The following is a 19,501-nucleotide window of genomic DNA, read 5'->3' as shown; positions in this document are numbered from 1 at the left end:
GCGATATCGAGGTCGTCTTCCCCTAATAGTTGCTCCCTCAACTGCAAGGATTGTTTGAAAAGAGGCTCGGCTTCCTCGTACCGTTCCCAATCCTGATAGAGCGAGGCTAAATTGTCGAGACTGTAGGCGATATCGGGGTCGTCTTCCCCTAATAGTTGCTCCCGTAAAGCTAAGGATTGTTTGAAAAGAGGCTCGGCTTCTTCGTACCGTTCCCAATCCTGATAGAGCGAGGCTAAATTGTCGAGACTGTAGGCGATATCGAGGTCGTCTTCCTCTAATAGTTGCTCCCGTAAAGCCAAGGATTGTTTGAAAAGAGGTTCGGCTTCCTGATACCGTTCCCAATCCTGATAGAGCGAGGCTAAATTGTCGAGACTGTGGGCAATATCAAGGTCGTCTTCTCCTAACCGTCGCTCCCGCAAAGCTAAGGCTTGTTTGAAAAGAGATTCGGCTTCTTCGTAGCGTTCCCAGTCCTGATAGAGCGAGGCTAAATTGTCGAGACTGTGGGCAATATCAAGGTCGTCTTCTCCTAACCGTCGCTCCCGTAAAGCTAAGGATTGTTTGAAAAGAGGCTCGGCTTCTTCGTACCGCCCCTGCTTCTGATAGAACAAGCCTAAGTTCGCAGAACAAAAAGCTACCAAAGGATGATCTTTGCTTAGAGTATCTTCGTATAATTTTAAAGCTTTTTTATAAAATTCTTCGGCTTGAAGATATAATTTTTGTTCATCGTAAACAAGAGCTAAATTATTATATACGGTTGCGAAAGCAGGATGATTACAATTCAAAAACTTTTTATATATATCTAATGCTTTTTTGTAAAGCTTTTCAGATTCTTCATTTTGTTTTTGCTCTTGACATAATATCGCCAGATTATTATAACTAGATGCAATATCAGTGTGATCATCATCAAATAACTTCGTTTGTATTTCTAGGGCTTTATCATAATAAGACTTGGCTTTTTCAAAATTTCTACTCGCCTGATATAATCGTCCCAAACTGGTATAGCTATCAGCGATCGCAGGATAATACTCTCCCCTAAAGTAATTCCTTCTTAATTCAAGGGCTTGTAAATATTTCATTTCTGCTTCATGATAGCGACCTTGATCTTTATAAATATCTCCCAAATTATCTAGATTACTAGCTATATAAGGATGATCTTTTCCCAATATTTCTTGGTTAATTGTTAACGCTTTTTCGCAATTAAGATTAGCCTTAGAGAAGTTAGCTTTCAATCGGTATAATTTAGCCAAGTCATTATAGCTTCTGGCGAGCAGAAAGCGCAAATCATCTCTTTGAGTAGTCTTGTTTATCTTCAAAGCTTCCTCAAATAGTTCTTCGGCTCTTGGATAATTTCCAAAATCTGTTTCGAGCCTTGCCAAGTTGTGTAGGCTTTGTCCGACCCAAAAATAGTCTCGATCACCTGAAGGCAAATTATCCTCTCTAATCCCTAAAGCTTCCTCAAATAACGGACGCGCGCCACGGTAATTCCCTTGAGCGTGGAGAAGTTCCGCATGATTATTCAAACTACTAGCAAGACCCAAATATATCTCTTTAAGATTTTCAGCAGATAAGTCCTGAGAAGTCGATCGGTCTCTCCAAAACTTTACGGCACGCTCACAAACATCGTTAGCATCCTTGTAGCGAGATCGTGCGATCAAATAATAACTATATTTATTCATTAAATTACCGATCGCTAAATCTGTAATGGAGTGATCTTTAGTCCACGACAAAACTTTCCTCGCTTGAGATGAAAGGCGATCACAACTTCGTAGGATTTCTTGTGAAGCAAAACGAATCTCGATTTCTTTTGGAAAAATAGCGTTTACTGCTAGTATTACTTTCTTTATATAGGATTGTTTTTCTTCTTGACTTAGCTCATCGCGAATGACTTGTTGAACAACTGCGTGAATACTAAGCAATTCCTTTTTAGAATCCCATTGAATCAAAGAATAACGAGTTGCTTCTTGGCGAAGTTCATCAAACCCTAATGGTTTATGTAACCGAGTTGCTAATGAACCTTCCCAAATATCAGGATTTTCGGTGAAGATTCTTTTGGGAATGGATTCTGGAGCTAAAAACGCGCAGATACGAATCAACTCTGCCGCTTCTTCATCTCTGAAAGCTACCTGTTCGAGAGCCAAAGTATAGGTTGTGGACGAGGAAGTATGTTCTCCTGATAGTTCACCTCGTGTTTGACGGAGTTCCTTTCCTCGTTCTGTGTCCCGATAGCGGGTTAAATATTTCTCTACGGTGATATTTTCTTTCCCAATATAAGCTCCTGCTTGGTCAATGGCTAAAGGAAGTCCTCCTAGTTGAAGAGTAAGTTCTTCAGCCGCCTTATTCTCCGATGGATCAAGTTGTGTGAAATCAGTTATCTCTTTTAGCTGTTTTGCCCTACGCAGTAAAAGCAACTTACTTTCATCGGGTAGAAAAGTAGATATGGGAATTTGATGTATGGCAGGATCTATTTGAGATGATCGGGTTGTTATCAAAATATCTCCTTTGTCCGACCTCGGTAAATATTCTTTCACAATAGAGAAATCATCAGCATTATCAACAATTAACAACCATCCTGATTGTTCCTCTAAGTGACTTTTAAGATTGCTCGCAATAACTTCAGGGTCGATATCTTTACACTCATCAGGGATCAGTTTTTCAGCAAGCTCAGAAACACTAAGGAAAAACAGGTATATATCATCTGCCTGTAACCAATAAATAGCTGAATATTGTTTGCTATATCGATAAGCGTATTCTATCGCGAGTTGGGTTTTGCCACTTCCCCCCATACCCACCAGAGCAAGTGAGCGAACATTAGAAGAATTTTTTGAACTAACAAAGAAACTATAAATGTCATCTAATTCCCCATCTTGACCCGTAAAATACGGATTTCGAGGGTATGGAACATAAAAATTCTGGTCTTGTTCTGCCAATGGTAAAATCGTTGTAGATGGGTATATTCCATAAAGTCCAAAAATATAATCGCCAATTTCACGCGCTATCCATTGAAGTTGGGTGCGTTTAGTAGGCTCTTGAGTGCTCGAACCCATGTGAATACACTCGTCCAGTTTATCCTGAAGGCATTTTTTCTGATCTTCAGAAATATTTTTGTAAGAACGTAACTTTAAAAGAGGCGGTAAATCTTTTTTGATTTCTGCCCAGTCAGTTAAGACATCTTCTAAACAATTCATAGTATTTGTGATCCTTCTTCTGTTTGTGAGTATAAATGTGCGTCGATAATACGGTCTGCTAGGCGTAGTGCTACTAATAGCATAGTAGTAATAAGTTCAGCAAACTCTTGACCCAAAATAAAGTAAGGTGTTTTTGGAGTGAAATTCATGGTTTCGAGTATTGGGTCAATACAATAAGGTATTACTCTAAGATAATTAATAATCTCGAAAGAAAATATTTCTTCATTTAAGCCTTCTAAATTTTCGGAAAAAGTCATACATCTTTCACGAAAATTTTCAATGCTTCTCTTTGCCAAGTCTACCTGTCCATTATTTATATATTTATAAACAGGCATAAATTCTGTAACCCATAACTCACAAAGAGTATGAATTTGTTTCCACGTATACGATATTCGAACCGCTCTAGAAAGTTCATCTCTGTCTAGTGAGGGAGAGAACGTTAAGGGAATATCATGGCTCTGTCCATTTTCAGGAATATAAATTACAAACTTATCACTGTCTTTTCTTAAACGTGGGTGAATAGGAGATGGACTAAATATTTCCTGGATAACTTGGTTTAAATTAATCATTTGTACTGAATTTTTTTCATAGATTTTATCAATCATTAAAACTAATTCTTCCAGAGCACCTTGATAGTTTTGACAGGTTCTGATTAATTTTCCAATTTGAGTTATAGAATCACAATTTTCCACCTGAATCGCTGGATATCTAATACTTAACTCCTGTAAAATAAAATTCCGTTTAGTAGGGTCTTTAATACACGAACATTCTGATAAAGCTTGTTGTAATTTAATCATTTCTGCTGTATCCATTTTTATATCCGAATAGTGTAGCATCTTCTTTTAAAAACCTTTAATTTCACATAGTTTTTACTGAGATTCTTCTGGTAAAATATGAGTTATAGACTGACATTCTTCTGGTAAAATATGAGTTATAGTTTGTATAAGAGCCTGAAATTGAATCGAATTTCGTGCGAAAACCTCCGTGAAATCCAGAAGTTCCTTCAATCCGCCTGAGTAATTGCGTGAAGTATTAAATATATTTAAAATATCAGTTATTGTATCATCTGCTCTGCTAATACTATTACTAATTTCTGGACGTAACTGATTGACAATTACATCCCTCCGTTGACGATTTTTAAGTGCATCAATTTCTGACAATAAATTTAGTAACTGACTTAGTTCTTGTACGCTTAAGCGTTTTGGCATCTTTACAGTGAAAGGCGGTGTTGTAATTTCAAGAGCTGGAGCAACTGGCATCTGTCCAAAATTACGTTCGTTGCCACTCCAGTCACGACTCCATAAGTAGGTGGGGGTCTGCTCGGTTAACCCTTGGGCGCGTAAGTCTATGAACTTACGCTGAAGACGAGCGGATATTGCTTCCATATTTGGAGGCCAAGTCTCGTTAAAAAATAAGGAATATAGTTCAGTCAGCAATTCCCTAGTATAAAGCCCAGTTTGTTCTGAATCTAAATTTTTAGCTTGGTCTCCTAACTTTCCAGCAAATAAGACAAACTGTTCGGGGAAGAACCTCGGATCTTTTTTGCCAAGCTGGTCACGAGGGGGATTCTTAATCTGCGGCATATAGTTCGCACAAGTATCCACAATAAATAGCTGTTGCGGCATATTTCTGTAGTAATCGCTACACGCACTTACCAAAAGGTCGTTGAAGTCTAAATTCCTCTCGTCATCTTTTCGAGCATCGGCATAAAATAACCGTCGCTCTCCCTCCAGAGTAACCCAGCCATGACCTCCCCAGTACAAGAAAAACAGGCTGGCGGACTCGTTCTGAAGCCTACTCAACTCATCTTGAATATTTGATTTAGTAGCAGTAGCGGGTTCAGAACCAGTAAGCTTTTTCGCTTGTTTTAAGGTGTCTTGGTTTTTGTCTAAGGGAGATAGAAATATGGTTAAGTTTTCAGGAGGAACCTTCTGATCCCTTAACCATTCTGCCATCCGAATTACATCATGAGCGGGGCCGTTGAGATTCCAACTCTCGCCCGCTTCGTATTTTTCGATGCCCACCAAAAGGGCTTTAGTGGTAGTAGGCTCGCTCATTTAGGTATCCTCTCGAAAATAGCGCTCCAGACATTGGGGTTATTCCAGTAAGCTCCGTGGGATGCGGGGAATGGCTGACCGTTAGAGACTTTAATATCTTCAACCTTACCGGGAAAGATACCAGACCCAATATAGCTTAAAAAATCACGCTCATCATAAATATTAAGCCATTTAGGGAAGTTATCTGGGAGCCTAGCTCCTGTTTGATATTTCATGTTCGTCAGCGCGTTCCACTCGTAGAGTAATGGAGCCTGTGAGCCGATCGTAACTAACAGATCGACTTTGGGTGGATCGGGTTCCAGTAACAGATCGACAGCCGCGATCCCACCTAAACTATGGGCGATCAAGATTACGGGATGGCCCTGGATACTCGTAATCTTCTCTCGAATAAAGTCCCGAATTTTTTGCCCTCGGGACTGATACATGATTACGTCGCCCGCGGTAGCCGCAATAGATTGGGAGAGGGAACCACGTTTTCTCAATGCCCAACCGGTGGGAATTTGCAAGATGCCATTAGTAGTAGTAACTACTGCTGAATCTAGTAGCTTCGGTAGCTTTTCTTGAACCAAATTTTTAACCCAATCGACGACTCCCCTTTCCGATCCCCCAATCGCACTCACGATCTCGGTGACAATTTGGTCGCGGCTATCACCCATCAGACACAGTGCCTGCGCTCCGTAGGTTTCGGAAACGAGAATGGCACTTTGAGCAACCAGGGCTTTGGCGATCGCCTGCCGATAATCGCCCATCGTCGATTGTTGAGCTTGATTGATCGCTTTTTGATAATTTGTATCTTCAATGATTCGATCTCTAGCTTGCTGAAAGATTTCTTCTTTGATACCTGCCTCAGCTAATTTATCTAGCAATTCTTGAGGTGGCGTAAAATTTCTGATGCTTTCATCTAAACCTTTCCCTGGTAATTCCTGACTTGGGGGAGGATAGTTGTTTTCTGGCTCGCGTAAGGAGAGAATTTCTAGCTCAAAGAAAGGATTTTGATAGAGTAAATGCCAAAGTGCTATCTTGTAGTCTTTGTCAGACAGATATCCCCCAACAGAACGATTTGTATCAAACGTCGGGATAGATTTTCCCCCTTCATTGAGCTTGGAGCCACACTCATCGCCCCAATAACATTCATAGACTGGAAAAGACTTATCTTCTTTCTTCAAGTGCTTGCGGATTTTCTTAAGAGTTATGCGATAAGCTGGTTGGCGCACCCCGGTTCCATGTACAAAAATGAAGTTTGCATTCATGTTTTTTCCTAAGATTTTCAGACTCTCTTGGTTTAGTTGCGTAAAATGTATCACTGAGTACACTTTATCCGTCACGGCGTGGCATAGGCTTAGGGTTGCTTGACGATAAACCCCAATCATTGTATATGTTGTCACCCTCGATCCCGCAAAGCTTTATTTAGGTTTAATGACCTTGTTTGCTTGAGCAGGCAGCAGGCAGCAGGCAGCTTTTTTCTCCCCATTTCCCTGATAATTGATCACTGTTTACTGATCACTGATATCGCGTACAATGATAAGATTGTTTTCAAAGATACAATAGGCCTTTGTCTTTGCTAGAGAGTTTATGAAAGTTGGCGATCGAGTTCGTGTAATTGAGTCCGTGGTGGTTTATCATCATCCTGAACACAAATCGGATCCTTTTGACGTGAAAGGATTAGAGGGAGGGGTGAAAGCTTTTGTCACCGAATGGCGTGGCAGACCGGTTAGCGCCAATCTACCTGTCCTCGTTGAGTTCAGTAAAAAGTTTAAAGCCCATTTTCGAGATTTTGAGTTAGAAATCGTGGAAAAAGCCGCCGAATAGGGACTTTTTCGCTTATTTAAGCTACAAAGCGAATAAATTTATTTTTGCCCACCTGTAGGACTTTTCCGGCTAAAGCTTTGGCTGTCTCAAAACTTTTGTCCACATCGGTGATTTTCTCGCTATCGATTCTGACTGCACCCCCCTGAATCTGTCTTCTCCCTTCGCCGCTACTTTTACATAAGCCGGTGGCCGAGAGAAGATAGAATAGTTTTAGGGGAAAAGTGACCGCTGCTAGGGAAAATTCGGGGACAGAGGCCGCAGCTGCCGTATTTCCCTGTAGAACTATCTCCTGCGCCGTTTTTTGTGCCTTTAATGCCTCCTCTGTCCCGTGAAACTGGGCAACTACCTCGATCGCCAGTTGTTTTTGTGCCTCCCGCGGATTGCTTGGGGTAGCATCTAAAGGCAAATTTGTCAATAGTTCGTAATAATCTTTTAACAAAGCGTCGGGGGTTTTTTCCAGTTTCGAGTACATGGACAGGGCCGATTCCCGCAATCCCACATAATTATTCAGGGATTTGGACATTTTTTGACTGCCATCGGTTCCGATTAAAATCGGTAAAAGTAACCCGAATTGCGGTTTTTTGCCGAAATATTTCTGTAAATCGCGACCGACGGCAATATTAAATTTTTGATCGGTTCCTCCCAATTCGACATCGGCCTCAACAGCTACGGAATCATAACCCTGCATTAAGGGATAGAGAAATTCATGGAGAAAAATCGGGTTTTCTCGGTCGTAGCGTTCGGAAAAGCCTTCTTTTGCCAACATTTGCCCGACGGTCATGGTGGAGAGAAGTTCGAGAATTTGCGAGAGGTCTAATTTCCCCAACCATTCCGAGTTATAGCGAATTTCTAGGCGATTAGGGGTGTTAAAATCTAAAATTGGGCGTAATTGTGCCAGATAATTCTCGGCATTAGCTCTCACTTCTTCGCTCGTCAATTGTTTTCTAACTTCCGATTTTCCCGTCGGATCGCCAATTCTAGCGGTAAAATCACCAATAATCACCACTGCTACATGACCGGCATCCTGGAAGGCCCGCAGTTTCCGAAAAGGAATACTATGACCTAGGTGAATATCGCTGCCGGTGGGGTCAATACCTAGTTTAATTCTTAAAGGGCGATCGGTAGTTTGCAGTAGTTGGGTTAAATTTTCTCTAGGATCTGGGGAGTCGGGTTGATGGGGGAATAAATCACTGGTTCCACGGGTTAACCAGTCTAGGGAGGAAGATACGGTCATTGTTGCTCATTTTCCACAGCCTTCCCATTATAGTTTTTTATTATGTCAAGTAACAAGCAAAAGGTAAATAAACCGGTATCTTCAGTAAAAGTCGATAACACCTTGACAATTCTCCCGATCGAATATAGAGTCTTAAAATCTTCTTTTTCAAAATTATCAAAAAATTTTCTGTCTTGAATTGCGATCAGATAAGCCAATGAATCCTAGTTGGAATAACTCTATACCAGTGCAGAGGATCAAAGTTTCTGTAATTGTTTCTACCTATAAATCAGCAGAGTTTATCCAGGGTTGTCTAGAGGATTTAGTTACTCAAACTCTTTATGAAAAGGGAGAAGTAGAAATTATTATTATCGATAGTGCTTCTCCAGAGAATGAAGCGGAGATTATCCAAGAGTCTCAAGAAAATTATCCTAATATTATTTACCAGAGAACTCAAGAACGAGAAACCCTTTATCAAGCTTGGAATCGCGCTATTAAACTAGCTAGGGGTTCCTATATCACCAATGGGAATACTGATGATCGTCGCTGTTTTAATGCTCTGGAAATTATGGCTAATTATCTAGATAACAATAGAGAGATTAGTTTAGTTTATGCCGATCAATTAATTACTACAATTAAAAATGATACTTTTGCTACTACACCAGCTTTAAAACATTGGAATTGGCCAAATTACTCCTATCAACAGATGCGTCAAGGTTGTTGTGTGGGTTCTCAACCAATGTGGCGAAAAATGCTGCACGATAAATATGGTTATTTTCAGGAAAGTTTTCACTGTGCTGGTGATTACGAATTTTGGTTAAGAATCGGCAGTCAAGGGGAAAAAATGGCTTTGATTCCTGAGATTTTAGGGTTATATTATTTAAATCTCCAAGGTTTAGAACATGGCAGCAATGGTCAAGCATTAGAGGAACATTATCAAGTGTGTAAAATCTACGAAATTCCTCACCCAGAAATTAAGGAGCTAGAAATTAAACCCAATCCAGTTAAGATGGAAGATTTAGGGAAAATTTTAAATAAGGATGAGCGAGAAAAATTACAAACAATTCAAGCTATCTCCCAGAATAAAACTCCAATTATTGTTATTGATGGCGTAATTTTTCAAATCGATCAAGGAAAATTAGCCAGGGTTTGGTCTTCAATTCTAGAGCATTGGAGTCAATTAGAATTGAGTCAACACATTGTTATTTTAGATAGAAATAACACCGCACCACGATGGGAAAAATTTAAATATTGGCCCGCAGAATCCTACGATTATAATTGTACGGGAAAGGATGCCAGAAAAATCCAAACTATTTGCGATCGCCTACAGGCTAATTTATTTATTTCCACTTTTTATACCAGTCCCTTAACCACTCCTTCTCTACTTTTGCTTGCTTCTGATTTCCCAGAAGAAAACGGCAATTTACCAGTAGATTTAGAAAAACACTATGCCATTTTATCCGCTTCTAGAATCATCGCTTTTTCCTCTGATATCGCCCAAAATTTAAGAAGGTTATACCCGAAAATTACCCCCGAAAAAATTGATATTATCGAGTTTTTTGAAGTTAATCAAAAACTGGCGGAAGAAATCAGTAATTTTCTCTGGTATGCGCTCAGTGAACGGAACGAATCAAGTCAGCATCAAGTCTGGTTAGAGTTAAGAAAATTACAGGAAGCACAACAGACAATGTATCTGAAACAACAGCAAGATTATCATACTATGCAAGAGATGGAAATATCACTAAGAGAATTAGAAAATAATCATAATAATCTTCAAACAAATAATCATAAATTACAGGAAGAAATTAACTATTTGTCCTCCCGTAAGGGAATAGTAAAAACCCTAGCGAAAACTTCTATTTTACTTCTTGCTAAGATCAAGAAAAAACTCCCAATATTTTAGGGAATTAAGAGAAAGTTTCCTAACAATGATCCGATCCTGGCACGGCAGTGCCTAAAAGTGGTAAAGTAATGTTAAGAATTAGAGGAGAAAACACTGTGCCACATTCGATCGTCACTGGAATTTGTGAAGGGGTTGCTGATTGCGTTTCCGCTTGTCCTGTTGCTTGTATCCATCCAGGACCGGGTAAAAATGTTAAAGGAACCGATTGGTATTGGATTGATTTTGCCACTTGTATCGACTGTGGTATCTGTCTTCAAGTATGTCCCGTCGAAGGTGCAATTCTGCCAGAAGAACGTCCCGATTTACAAAAAACTCCCTAATTTATCAGTTATCAGTTATCAGTTATCAGTTATCAGTTATCGGATGTAAGTTTTCAGTTTACTGTTTACTGAAAATGCTTCCCACTTCCCCATTCATAATTCATATTACTCTCTCCTATCTCCTTTTTACCTTACCATGGATTATCTTTTAGAAGTTGAACAAGTTTATGCTGGTTATGTGCAGGATTTATACATATTGCAAGGGGTTAACTTTCGCATTGCACCGGGGGAATTAGTCACGGTTATCGGTCCCAATGGTGCGGGAAAATCCACCCTCGCTAAGGCAATTTTTGGTTTATTAAAACCCAGTGCTGGAACTATCACTTTTAAGGGAAAAAATATCACTGGTTGGAAATCTAATCAAATCGTTCCCCTCGGTATGGGTTATGTTCCCCAAATTGCTAATGTTTTTCCATCCCTGAGCATCGAGGAAAATCTAGAAATGGGGGCTTTTACCAGTAAAAAAGCGATTAAACCCCTAAAAGAGCGCATTTATGCCATGTTTCCGCGTTTGGACGAGCGCCGTCGTCAGAAAGCTGGCACTTTATCCGGAGGAGAAAGACAGATGTTAGCCATGGGAAGAGCGCTGATGTTGCAACCGGATTTATTAATTCTCGATGAACCTTCGGCAGCTTTATCTCCTATCTTAGTAACCAGTGTTTTTGAACAGATAAAAGCGATTAATCAGACGGGAACTGCAATTATTTTAGTGGAACAGAATGCCAAAAAAGCCCTAATGATGTCCGATCGAGGTTATGTTTTAGAAAGTGGTCAAGATCGTTTTCAGGGATCGGGTCAAGATTTACTCAATAACCCGAAAGTAGGGGAATTATACCTCGGGGCGGCTTATCATGGTGCCAAACGAGATGATCAGGAATTTGTTAAGGATTGAGGGGGATTTTGATTTCTTCCCAGAATTTAGCGATAGGATAGTAATTGAGTACAAATCTCTACGGCCCTGATGTCAAGGTGGATAAGCCAGCAGACCCTAAATATATCTGTGTATATTTATTCATCGATCAAGACAATTGTGCTACTGCATTGAGAGCATAACTTTTAGCAATAAAAGGAGAAGTCATGGCTGTTAAAAGTCCTCCGTAATCAAGATTAAAACTGACTTCGCTTCCTACTTTTAACCTCTTGTTATGACTATCAACAACTAGATGATCGCTACTAGAACCTAATATTTTTATCTCCTGACTTGTTTGTAATCCAGAGATAAGAATATCCTGTCTTCCTAATGCAATAATAACTCGACGGTGAATGCCTTGATCGATAAAGCTGGGAACATTACCAAAAGCATCTCGACCAATTTCTCCAGAGGGTAGAGATGGTTTATCTTTGGATTCGATTACTTCAGCAATTAACCGAAAAGCATCGGTATATAAACCAGGTATCACTTGTCGATTAACTGTTTCACAACCTAATAAAATTGATTCTCCTAAACGCAGATTATTAATCCGACCAACTTCGCTACTTTTTTGATACCATTGATAGTTAGCAGAATTTCCTCCTGAAATAATCGGTAATTTTATTAAAAACTCCTGCTCAATTGTATCTGTTAACACAGATAATTTGCTCATATTATGGCTATCAGGTTTAATACCTCCATAACAAGCCAAATTACAACCCAGTCCAATAATTTTGATAAAGGGAAAAGCGAGGGTTTTTTTGATGAACTTGACGAGATCTTTCGGCAGTACACCTTCGCGTAAATCCCCTAACTCCGTCATGATAATAATGCGGTGTATTTTTTGCTTTTCTTGAGCATAATAGGAAAGTTCCTGAATTGTTGCTAATTCGGTATTTAAGCTGATATCTGCAATGTTAACCACTGATTCTGCTTGACTCAAGGCAGTACGCAACAGAACAAAAGTTGTCACTATTCCTGCTTGTTTCATTTTGAGAATATTTTCGATTCGAGAGTCAGCGATAAAGTTGACTCCACCTTGAATCATCGCCAAGGCGATCGAGGGATCACCCAAAATCGCTTTGGAAACTCCCATCACAGAAAGTCCCTTGCTGCCGTATAATTGGCAGAGTAAACGAGCATTATGGCGTATTTTCGGGAGAGAAATCTCGATTCTGGGCAAAAGGTCTTTCATCAGCCTATTTGCTCCCAATTGCCGGAATTGCAGCTAAAATTTCCCCTTTGATTTTCCGGTTTAATTTCGGAAAGCGATCGCATAAAGCTTGGACTAATTTCTCACATCCGTGTAACAAAACATCAGTAGTCGGTAACTGAAAATCTCGCTCATATTTGGCAATAATACGCTCAGTGGCTGCTGCGGTGAGATTTTCGTGATTAATCGCAATAGCGATAACTTTAGTGGGAGAAATTGCCTCAATTAGTGAAATTTCTTCCTGTAATTTTGGCATGGCTAAATGAGGAAAATCACAGCGAAATTTTCGGGCTGGGGGATGTTGTAAAATAATCCCATCGGGCCTACTTCCTTTCAAAATTCCCACGGAACTCATAAAAGCAGGATGACTCAGAGAACTTTGTCCTTCCACTAAAATAATATCGGGTTTTTCTTGCTCAAAAGCTTGAACCACAGCATTTTCAATTTCACCGATGACAAATTGAGAAACCAAAGCATCGATCGAAACCCCATATCTTGCTCCCTGCATCAAGCTAGTTTGTCCAGTAGCGACTAAGACAGACTTAATACCCAAGCCTTGGAGAGTTTGATTAACTGCCACCGCAGTGGTCATTTTTCCGCAAGCACAATCGGTTCCTAAAAAGGCAATAACGGGGATATTTACTTGGGAAATTTGCCCGGTAAATACATGAAGATCAGCTAATTGTGGTGGTTTACGAATGTCTGTAATTTGTACACCATACTGACTAGCTTGCTCCCTAAATTCTAAATCCTCGGAGAAGAATTGATGCAAACCATTAATAATATCCATTCCTGCTGCCATTGCTTCTAAAATTAGCAGCCTTTCTAGGGGGGGAATAAACGCTTCTAAGGGTGCTTTGCCGTAGATATAACAATTGGGAACATCTCTAAGTTTTTCTAAGGCTGTTTGTAAATTGGCAAAAATGGGAATATGATTTTTTTTGTCTCCTAATGCTTCTCCCGCATCTTTTCCCGCTAAGGAACTATCCAGCACACCAACAATTGTATATATTTCTGATTGTCGGATCAAGCCAGCTGCCGTTTTTCCATCCACACGTCCAAACTGATTTTCACAGTAAATTAAAGCCGTTTTTTTCGTTGATCCCACTTTCTTAATCTCCTGAATATTAGATAATTGAAATTTCACTCCTAACTCCCAGTAAGTAGGGAGGCACAATTATTTGTAGGATGGTTTAGCGGTAGCGTAACATGAGCGGGCGTTGGTTTTCATGCTTCAACCCAACCTACGTTCATCTTATATTTAATTCCACCCACCTACTTAAGACTATTTATTCTTCTTCTTCTTCTTCTTCTTCTATAGCATAATTATCTGGATCGATAATATCGTCTAATTCTTCTAAAATTTGCGAATCGGGATGAGCATCAGATTGACGTAATTTTAATCTTCCTGTCCGTTCTAACCAATAGAGAAGGGTTTCTTTGGAAGTTATCTGCATAACAGGAATTGCCTGATAGCGAGGTTCTTGACTAAGAGAAGGATTAAATTTCATACCTGTTGAATTTCCTTTGAGAAGTTATCTCTATTGGTGGTTCTATTGTTGATCACGAAGCAACCCACAAAAAACTGAAAAAAATTGTCAAGTTTAACAAAGTAAAAAAGTTCAGCTGTCAGATTTACTATTTGGACAGATAGATAGAGTCGGTTCCAATATATGCTCCCGATACTTGGGATGCAGACTCTATGGTGTAAATTAAAGTTTTCCTGTCTCGCTCAACTTAAATGTCAATCCTACGGTTTTTATCTAGCTAACGGAAAAGGTGATTAATAACACCAAAGCAACCAACAAAACCGCCCCTACTCCTTGCAAAATATACCATTTTTGCTGTTCTAAAGATGGGGATTTTGATAGATAAATCTTGGGTTCGCTACCATAGTTATTGATGATTCCTTCATCATCTACTGTATAGCCCTCTGGGAGAGGTATATTAAGTGATTGATAGTTTTGCCCGTTTATATCTAGTTTAACCTCAGCAGGAATTAATTCACTTCCATCGCTTGGGGAATAGACTGTCGCACCTGTCTCTTGATTAGATTTAGTAGAGTAGTGCATGATCATCTCTCTTGAAAATCTGAGTATAACACAGAATAAGGCGAAATGGTTTTTAGGCTAATTTTTTCCTAGGGCTTTAATCAGCAAATTTGGCTAATGTCGGCAAATTAAAGCAAAAAATATGATTTTATAACTTGACAAAGCTAGATAAAAACATTTAGTCAACTCGCTATTCACTTTTTAGCATACCAGCGCCATAAAACTCGGGCTAAACGTTGGGGATCGTGACGAACTTTGGCAGTAACTTCATCTTCTGCCATTACATTCGCTAAAACAATGCGATAACCCATTTTTCCCACCTCCTCGCGATCTAAAAAGACAGGATGACTATGCTCTTGGGCGTATAATTGTAAGGATTGGGGCGATGGTGAAGTTCTTTGGGCCAAAACCGCGTCAAAGACGCGCTCTTCGCAGACTCCTTCGATCGCTCGCAAATGATCTGCCACCGAATAATTATCCGTTTCCCCCGGCTGGGTCATAATATTACAAACATAGACGCGGGGGACTGTCACCTGTGCCAGGGCCTGACGAATTGCGGGAACCAACAAATTAGGGATAATACTGGTATAAAGACTACCCGGCCCGATGATAATATAATCTGCTTCCTTAATTGCCGCTAAAGCAGCCGGTAAAGCGACTGGATCGGCAGGATGACAGCCAATCTGACGAATTTGCCCCATAGCTTCGGTTATCTTTGATTCTCCCTCAATAGTGCGCCCATCGGCTAACTTAGCCCAAAGACTAACATCGGTAAGGGTAGCAGGTAGCACTTTACCGCGAATGGCCAAAACTTTGGCACTAGCATCGATCGCCTGTTCCAGATCGCCGGTAATCTCGGTCATAGCGCTGATAAATAAATTACCAAAACTGTGGCCCGATAAACCATCCCCGGTATGAAAGCGATATTGAAACAATTCCGTTAATAACTTTTCCTCATCGGCTAAAGCGGCGATACAATTGCGAATATCCCCCGGGGGTAAAATGCCCATTTCCCGACGTAATCGGCCCGAAGAACCGCCATCATCAGCTACGGTGACAATAGCGGTGATATTGGAACTATACTGTTTTAAACCGCGTAAAAGCGTCGATAAACCCGTACCGCCACCGATCGCCACAATTTTTGGGCCGCGATGGAGACGACGATGGGCCCGTAGGCGATCGACTAATTCCTCCGATGCGTCTGGTTGTAGTGCTTCTGTAATCGTTTCGACGGTGCGACTCTGACCCCAGAATAACAAAAAGACACCCAGCAAAACCGCCAGCGGCCCGGAAACAGAATTGGGGACTAAACGTGCGGTCGTTTCTAATGCTTGGGAAACAAACTCTAAAAAGCGATTAACTGGGGTTAATTTTACCCAAATAGCCAAACCGAAGGAGGTGAGAAAAACGCCGGCTAAACTGATTAAAAGCCAGCGTTTGACAAAAAGACCGGGAGAAAGCCATTTAAACCAACGATTAACCCGTTTAGGCGTTTTTCTGCCCACAGAAGCGGCTATTTTCCCCTTCTGAGCGTTGAGTTCCCGTAGCGTCTGTTTAAATGGACTCATAGATGTGGCCTGGCAGCGAACGCATTGATTCTGGAGAGACTGTAGCCGAAAAAGGGGACAAACTCAAGCTGACCTAACCTCCCACCTGGGAATAGGCTGCCTCAGAAATTGTGGGAATATCGGCGTATTTACCGATAAACGACTGTATAATGCTGTAAACACAGGCGGCAAATGCTCCCAAAAAGACGACGTTAAAAAGAGTTTCTAGCACAAAATTCGCCCCTAAACCCCTAGCGACGAAACCTAAGACCAATCCCAATAAAGACACCAAAATATCGATTAAAATCGCCTGCATGGTGTTAAACCGGATAAAATGACTGATGCGGGGATTGCGTACCACAGCCAAAAAGAGGACAAAAAAGATAATTAAACTGCCAAAGCTTCCCAGAGAACTATAGAGAAAAGCTAAGGGAGTTAAAACTATTACTAAGGCCGCTCCTAAAAAAGGAATTTGCTGAAAGATAGAGTCACCGAAGGCAAAAGCCGAATATAAGGGTAAAAGATATACTAAAGCTGCAAAAATGCGATCTTTTGTATCGGTTGAGCCGCGCCAAGTCATAATCTATTGTCTCCTGAGACTACTGCTAACTCTCTCCAAGATAACCCGGCAGCCCACCAGACTTCCCATAACCAAAGAAATTGATTGAGGCCGAACACTGTTGGGCCTCGATCGAGTTATTCTCAAACAGAGACGGGGTGCTTGGTTTCCTGTAACAGAGCCAGATATTCCTCCTTAAAATACTTTAGGGTACTTAAAATCGGATTGGGAGCGCTTTGACCAAGACCACAAAGACTGGTTTCTTTGACCATCTGACAGAGATGTTCTAGGTTTTCGAGGTCGTGAATATCGGCCTTTCGAGCGATAATTTTGGCCAATAATTCAAACATTTGTACTGTTCCCGTGCGACAGGGGATACATTTACCACAGGACTCCTCGCGACAGAATTCCATATAGAATTTCGCCACTTCCACCATGCTGGTGGTATCATCCATGACCACCATACCCCCGGATCCCATCATCGAACCGAGTTTGGCTAAGGATTCGTAATCCACGGGAGTATCGAGTAAATTAGCGGGAATACAACCCCCAGAGGGGCCGCCGGTTTGTACCGCTTTCACCTGACCATCGGGAACACCCCCCCCCATCTCCTCGACAATTTCCCGGAGACTAATACCCATCGGCACTTCAATCAGCCCATTATTGCGGATTTTTCCCGTTAAAGCGAAGATTTTTGTGCCTTTACTGCTGGCAGTACCGATATTGGCATACCAAGCGGCTCCCTCGCGGATAATAGCGGAGATATTAGCGTAGGACTCCACGTTATTAATCAGGGTGGGACAACCATCGAGACCCGATTGGGCCGGATAGGGGGGACGGGTGCGGGGAGTGCCGCGGCCGCCTTCAATGGAATGGATGAGAGCGGTTTCCTCTCCACAGACAAAAGCTCCCGCCCCGATGCGGATATCCACCTTAAAATCGAAAGTGGACTCGAATACTTGGGAACCCATTAAACCGAATTTTTTGGCCTGATTAATCGCTTTTTGCAGACGATCGATCGCTAGGGGATATTCGGCTCTAACATAGATATAACCATGATCGGCCCCCACGGCATAGGCAGCGATCGCCATTCCTTCCAGGACTAAATGGGGGTCACTTTCCAAGACACTACGATCCATAAACGCCCCGGGGTCGCCTTCATCAGCATTACAGATAACGTATTTTTGTTTACCCGGTTGTTTAGCCACCGTCGCCCATTTTAAACCGGTGGGATAACCGGCACCGCCCCGGCCGCGCAAACCGCTTTTGGTGATTTCCTCCACCACCTGGGCCGGAGTCATCTCGTAGAGGGCCTTGTAGAGAGATTGATAACCACCGACGGCGATATATTCCTCAATGCGATCGGGATCGATTTTACCGCTATTTTCCCGGACAATTTTGACCTGATGGGAGAAAAAGGGATGTTTTGAGTCCCCTAATTGCACCTCGGTTTTGCCGCCGTTTAAGGCCGCAATAATGGTGGCCGCACTTTCCGGGGTGACTTCTTCGTATAGGAGATCCTGGGGATCCACTTCCACTAACGGACCGCGACCACAAAAACCCATACAACCGACCCCCACCACTTCGACTGTATCCTCTAGGTGTGCCTCTTTGACGGCAGTGGCGAGGTTTTTTTCGATTTGGAGGGAGTTAGCAGCTTGACAACCGGTGGAAGTGCAACAATGCACCCGGATGCTTTTTTGTCTAGCTTTTTCTTTTGCGGCCACTGCCAATAATTCTTGTAAGTCCATATTTTTCTCAATCCACTAAAGTGAAAAATTACTGGGAGAAACTCTGTAGTTTCGCCAAGACAGTTTCCGAATCTTGTTTCGGGGCCACGACTCCATCGAAGACCACGGCCGGTGCAATCCCACAGGCCCCGATACAACGGGCCGACACTAGGGAAATTTCTCCATCGGCGGTGGTTTCTCCCACTTTGACATCAAAGCTGTTTTCGATGTCTTCGAGGATTTTGCCACTGCCTTTGACATAACAAGCAGTCCCCATACAGACGATACAGGTGTGTTTTCCCGCCGGTTTCAGGGAAAAGAGATGATAGAAGGTTGCTACCCCATAGACGCGACTGAGGGGCAGTTTTAGCGCCCGGGCAACATAGAGGAGAACATCTTCTTCTAGGAATCCAAAGGCTTCTTGGGCCTTGTGCAGGACTTCAATCAGGGCTGATTGATTATATCCTGCTCGCTTCATGGTAATGTCGAGGACTTTGAAGCGTTTATCGCCACTGGGATGCTCTTTTTTCTCCGTTTGACGAGGATTGGCAGTTTGCATAAATCTTAACCAAATAAATTTTAGGGGCGATGACGGGAAAAAGATGGAGAGTTGTCGGTTTTCCTTGGTCATCTCCCTGCTTTTATTCTGACACTGGCTCCGGAGGGCGATCGATAACTTTATCTTTCCTTTAGTTATTGGGGGATATTCAGTTATCAGTGACCAGTTATCAGTTATCAGTCAGGGATTAGGAGATGGGGAGATGGGGTAAAAAGCTGCACTTGTCTCAACACTATAACACCCTGAAGCAATGGTTTTTTTGCGGGAAGCATCCCCCTCTGCTCGTAGGTTAAAGGGATGAGGTCATAACAATATGTTGCCAAAGGCGACTTTTCAGAATACAATAGATAAGAGTAGTCATTCATCGCTCAGATTAGTTAAGATGATATTACATGACTAATAATATTGACCATGATCGCTTATTTAAGGAGTTAATCTCCACCTT

The 19,501-nt window shown here is 41.6% G+C and carries 17 protein-coding genes; 4 read left to right on the top strand and 13 right to left on the bottom strand.

The window, feature by feature from the left end; all coding sequences use genetic code 11:
* The 4 genes from fxsT to EWV60_RS02480 form a co-directional block, all read right to left on the bottom strand.
* Positions 1–3,185: FxSxx-COOH system tetratricopeptide repeat protein (gene fxsT, locus EWV60_RS02495; protein WP_287230673.1), on the bottom strand; the 3,185-nt coding region annotated here is incomplete at its 3' end.
* On the bottom strand, positions 3,182–3,997 hold the full coding sequence (locus EWV60_RS02490) for an effector-associated domain 2-containing protein (protein WP_287230670.1): 816 nt from the start codon (positions 3,995–3,997) through the stop codon (positions 3,182–3,184). The genes EWV60_RS02490 and fxsT, both read right to left, overlap by 4 nt.
* Before the next feature lie 57 nt (positions 3,998–4,054).
* Entirely contained in the window at positions 4,055–5,242 is a 1,188-nt protein-coding gene (locus EWV60_RS02485) for an effector-associated domain 2-containing protein (protein ID WP_287230667.1), read from the bottom strand.
* Complete coding sequence (locus tag EWV60_RS02480; RefSeq protein WP_287230664.1) at positions 5,239–6,492, bottom strand: alpha/beta hydrolase family protein; 1,254 nt, start codon at positions 6,490–6,492, stop codon at positions 5,239–5,241. Before EWV60_RS02480 ends, EWV60_RS02485 begins: the two co-directional genes overlap by 4 nt.
* Before the next feature lie 322 nt (positions 6,493–6,814).
* On the opposite strand from EWV60_RS02480, the gene EWV60_RS02475 reads away from it, so the two are divergent.
* Positions 6,815–7,051: a ferredoxin-thioredoxin reductase variable chain gene (locus tag EWV60_RS02475; RefSeq protein ID WP_002732972.1), complete on the top strand. Its 237-nt coding sequence runs from the start codon at positions 6,815–6,817 to the stop codon at positions 7,049–7,051.
* A 16-nt stretch (positions 7,052–7,067) separates the two neighbouring features.
* Here the strand turns inward: EWV60_RS02475 and tyrS are convergent, their stop codons facing one another.
* The gene (tyrS, locus tag EWV60_RS02470; protein WP_069475202.1) at positions 7,068–8,285 is read right to left on the bottom strand and encodes a tyrosine--tRNA ligase; all 1,218 of its coding nucleotides are present in this window, start codon (positions 8,283–8,285) and stop codon (positions 7,068–7,070) included.
* A gap of 196 nt (positions 8,286–8,481) precedes the next feature.
* Here tyrS and EWV60_RS02465 point away from each other — a divergent pair, with 196 nt between their 5' ends.
* The 3 genes from EWV60_RS02465 to EWV60_RS02455 all read left to right on the top strand — a co-directional run bounded on the left by EWV60_RS02465 (position 8,482) and on the right by EWV60_RS02455 (position 11,379).
* Positions 8,482–10,167: a glycosyltransferase gene (locus EWV60_RS02465; protein WP_287230658.1), complete on the top strand. Its 1,686-nt coding sequence runs from the start codon at positions 8,482–8,484 to the stop codon at positions 10,165–10,167.
* 95 nt (positions 10,168–10,262) lie between these two features.
* Positions 10,263–10,487, top strand: a complete 225-nt coding sequence (locus tag EWV60_RS02460; RefSeq protein WP_016516721.1) for a ferredoxin family protein — start codon at positions 10,263–10,265, stop codon at positions 10,485–10,487.
* 136 nt (positions 10,488–10,623) lie between these two features.
* Positions 10,624–11,379, top strand: coding sequence for an ABC transporter ATP-binding protein (locus EWV60_RS02455; protein ID WP_004158264.1), 756 nt, complete (start codon positions 10,624–10,626; stop codon positions 11,377–11,379).
* A 127-nt stretch (positions 11,380–11,506) separates the two neighbouring features.
* Here the strand turns inward: EWV60_RS02455 and EWV60_RS02450 are convergent, their stop codons facing one another.
* From EWV60_RS02450 to hoxE, 8 genes are all read right to left on the bottom strand, one after another.
* Positions 11,507–12,592 (bottom strand): alanine/ornithine racemase family PLP-dependent enzyme, encoded by a 1,086-nt coding sequence (locus EWV60_RS02450; RefSeq protein WP_287230652.1) that lies wholly within the window; start codon positions 12,590–12,592, stop codon positions 11,507–11,509.
* A 4-nt stretch (positions 12,593–12,596) separates the two neighbouring features.
* On the bottom strand, positions 12,597–13,757 hold the full coding sequence (locus EWV60_RS02445) for an N-acetyltransferase DgcN family protein (protein ID WP_353734373.1): 1,161 nt from the start codon (positions 13,755–13,757) through the stop codon (positions 12,597–12,599).
* A 142-nt stretch (positions 13,758–13,899) separates the two neighbouring features.
* Complete coding sequence (locus EWV60_RS02440; RefSeq protein ID WP_287230646.1) at positions 13,900–14,121, bottom strand: DUF3134 family protein; 222 nt, start codon at positions 14,119–14,121, stop codon at positions 13,900–13,902.
* 252 nt (positions 14,122–14,373) lie between these two features.
* Positions 14,374–14,682, bottom strand: coding sequence for a photosystem II assembly protein Psb34 (gene psb34, locus EWV60_RS02435; RefSeq protein ID WP_002734380.1), 309 nt, complete (start codon positions 14,680–14,682; stop codon positions 14,374–14,376).
* Between the two features lie 173 nt (positions 14,683–14,855).
* On the bottom strand, positions 14,856–16,229 hold the full coding sequence (locus EWV60_RS02430) for a gluconeogenesis factor YvcK family protein (protein WP_287230643.1): 1,374 nt from the start codon (positions 16,227–16,229) through the stop codon (positions 14,856–14,858).
* Between the two features lie 73 nt (positions 16,230–16,302).
* The gene (locus tag EWV60_RS02425) at positions 16,303–16,788 is read right to left on the bottom strand and encodes a Tic20 family protein (RefSeq protein WP_287230640.1); all 486 of its coding nucleotides are present in this window, start codon (positions 16,786–16,788) and stop codon (positions 16,303–16,305) included.
* 122 nt (positions 16,789–16,910) lie between these two features.
* Positions 16,911–18,518, bottom strand: a complete 1,608-nt coding sequence (gene nuoF, locus EWV60_RS02420; protein ID WP_287230637.1) for an NADH-quinone oxidoreductase subunit NuoF — start codon at positions 18,516–18,518, stop codon at positions 16,911–16,913.
* A 28-nt stretch (positions 18,519–18,546) separates the two neighbouring features.
* Positions 18,547–19,056 (bottom strand): bidirectional hydrogenase complex protein HoxE, encoded by a 510-nt coding sequence (gene hoxE / locus EWV60_RS02415; RefSeq protein ID WP_004158282.1) that lies wholly within the window; start codon positions 19,054–19,056, stop codon positions 18,547–18,549.
* Between the last annotated feature and the right edge of the window lie 445 nt (positions 19,057–19,501).

Origin of the sequence: Microcystis sp. Msp_OC_L_20101000_S702 (assembly GCF_007095705.1) — a bacterium.
GTDB lineage: Bacteria > Cyanobacteriota > Cyanobacteriia > Cyanobacteriales > Microcystaceae > Microcystis > Microcystis ichthyoblabe_A.
Note: the sequence above shows the minus strand (reverse complement) of the source record. Positions and strands in the feature narration are given on the sequence as shown.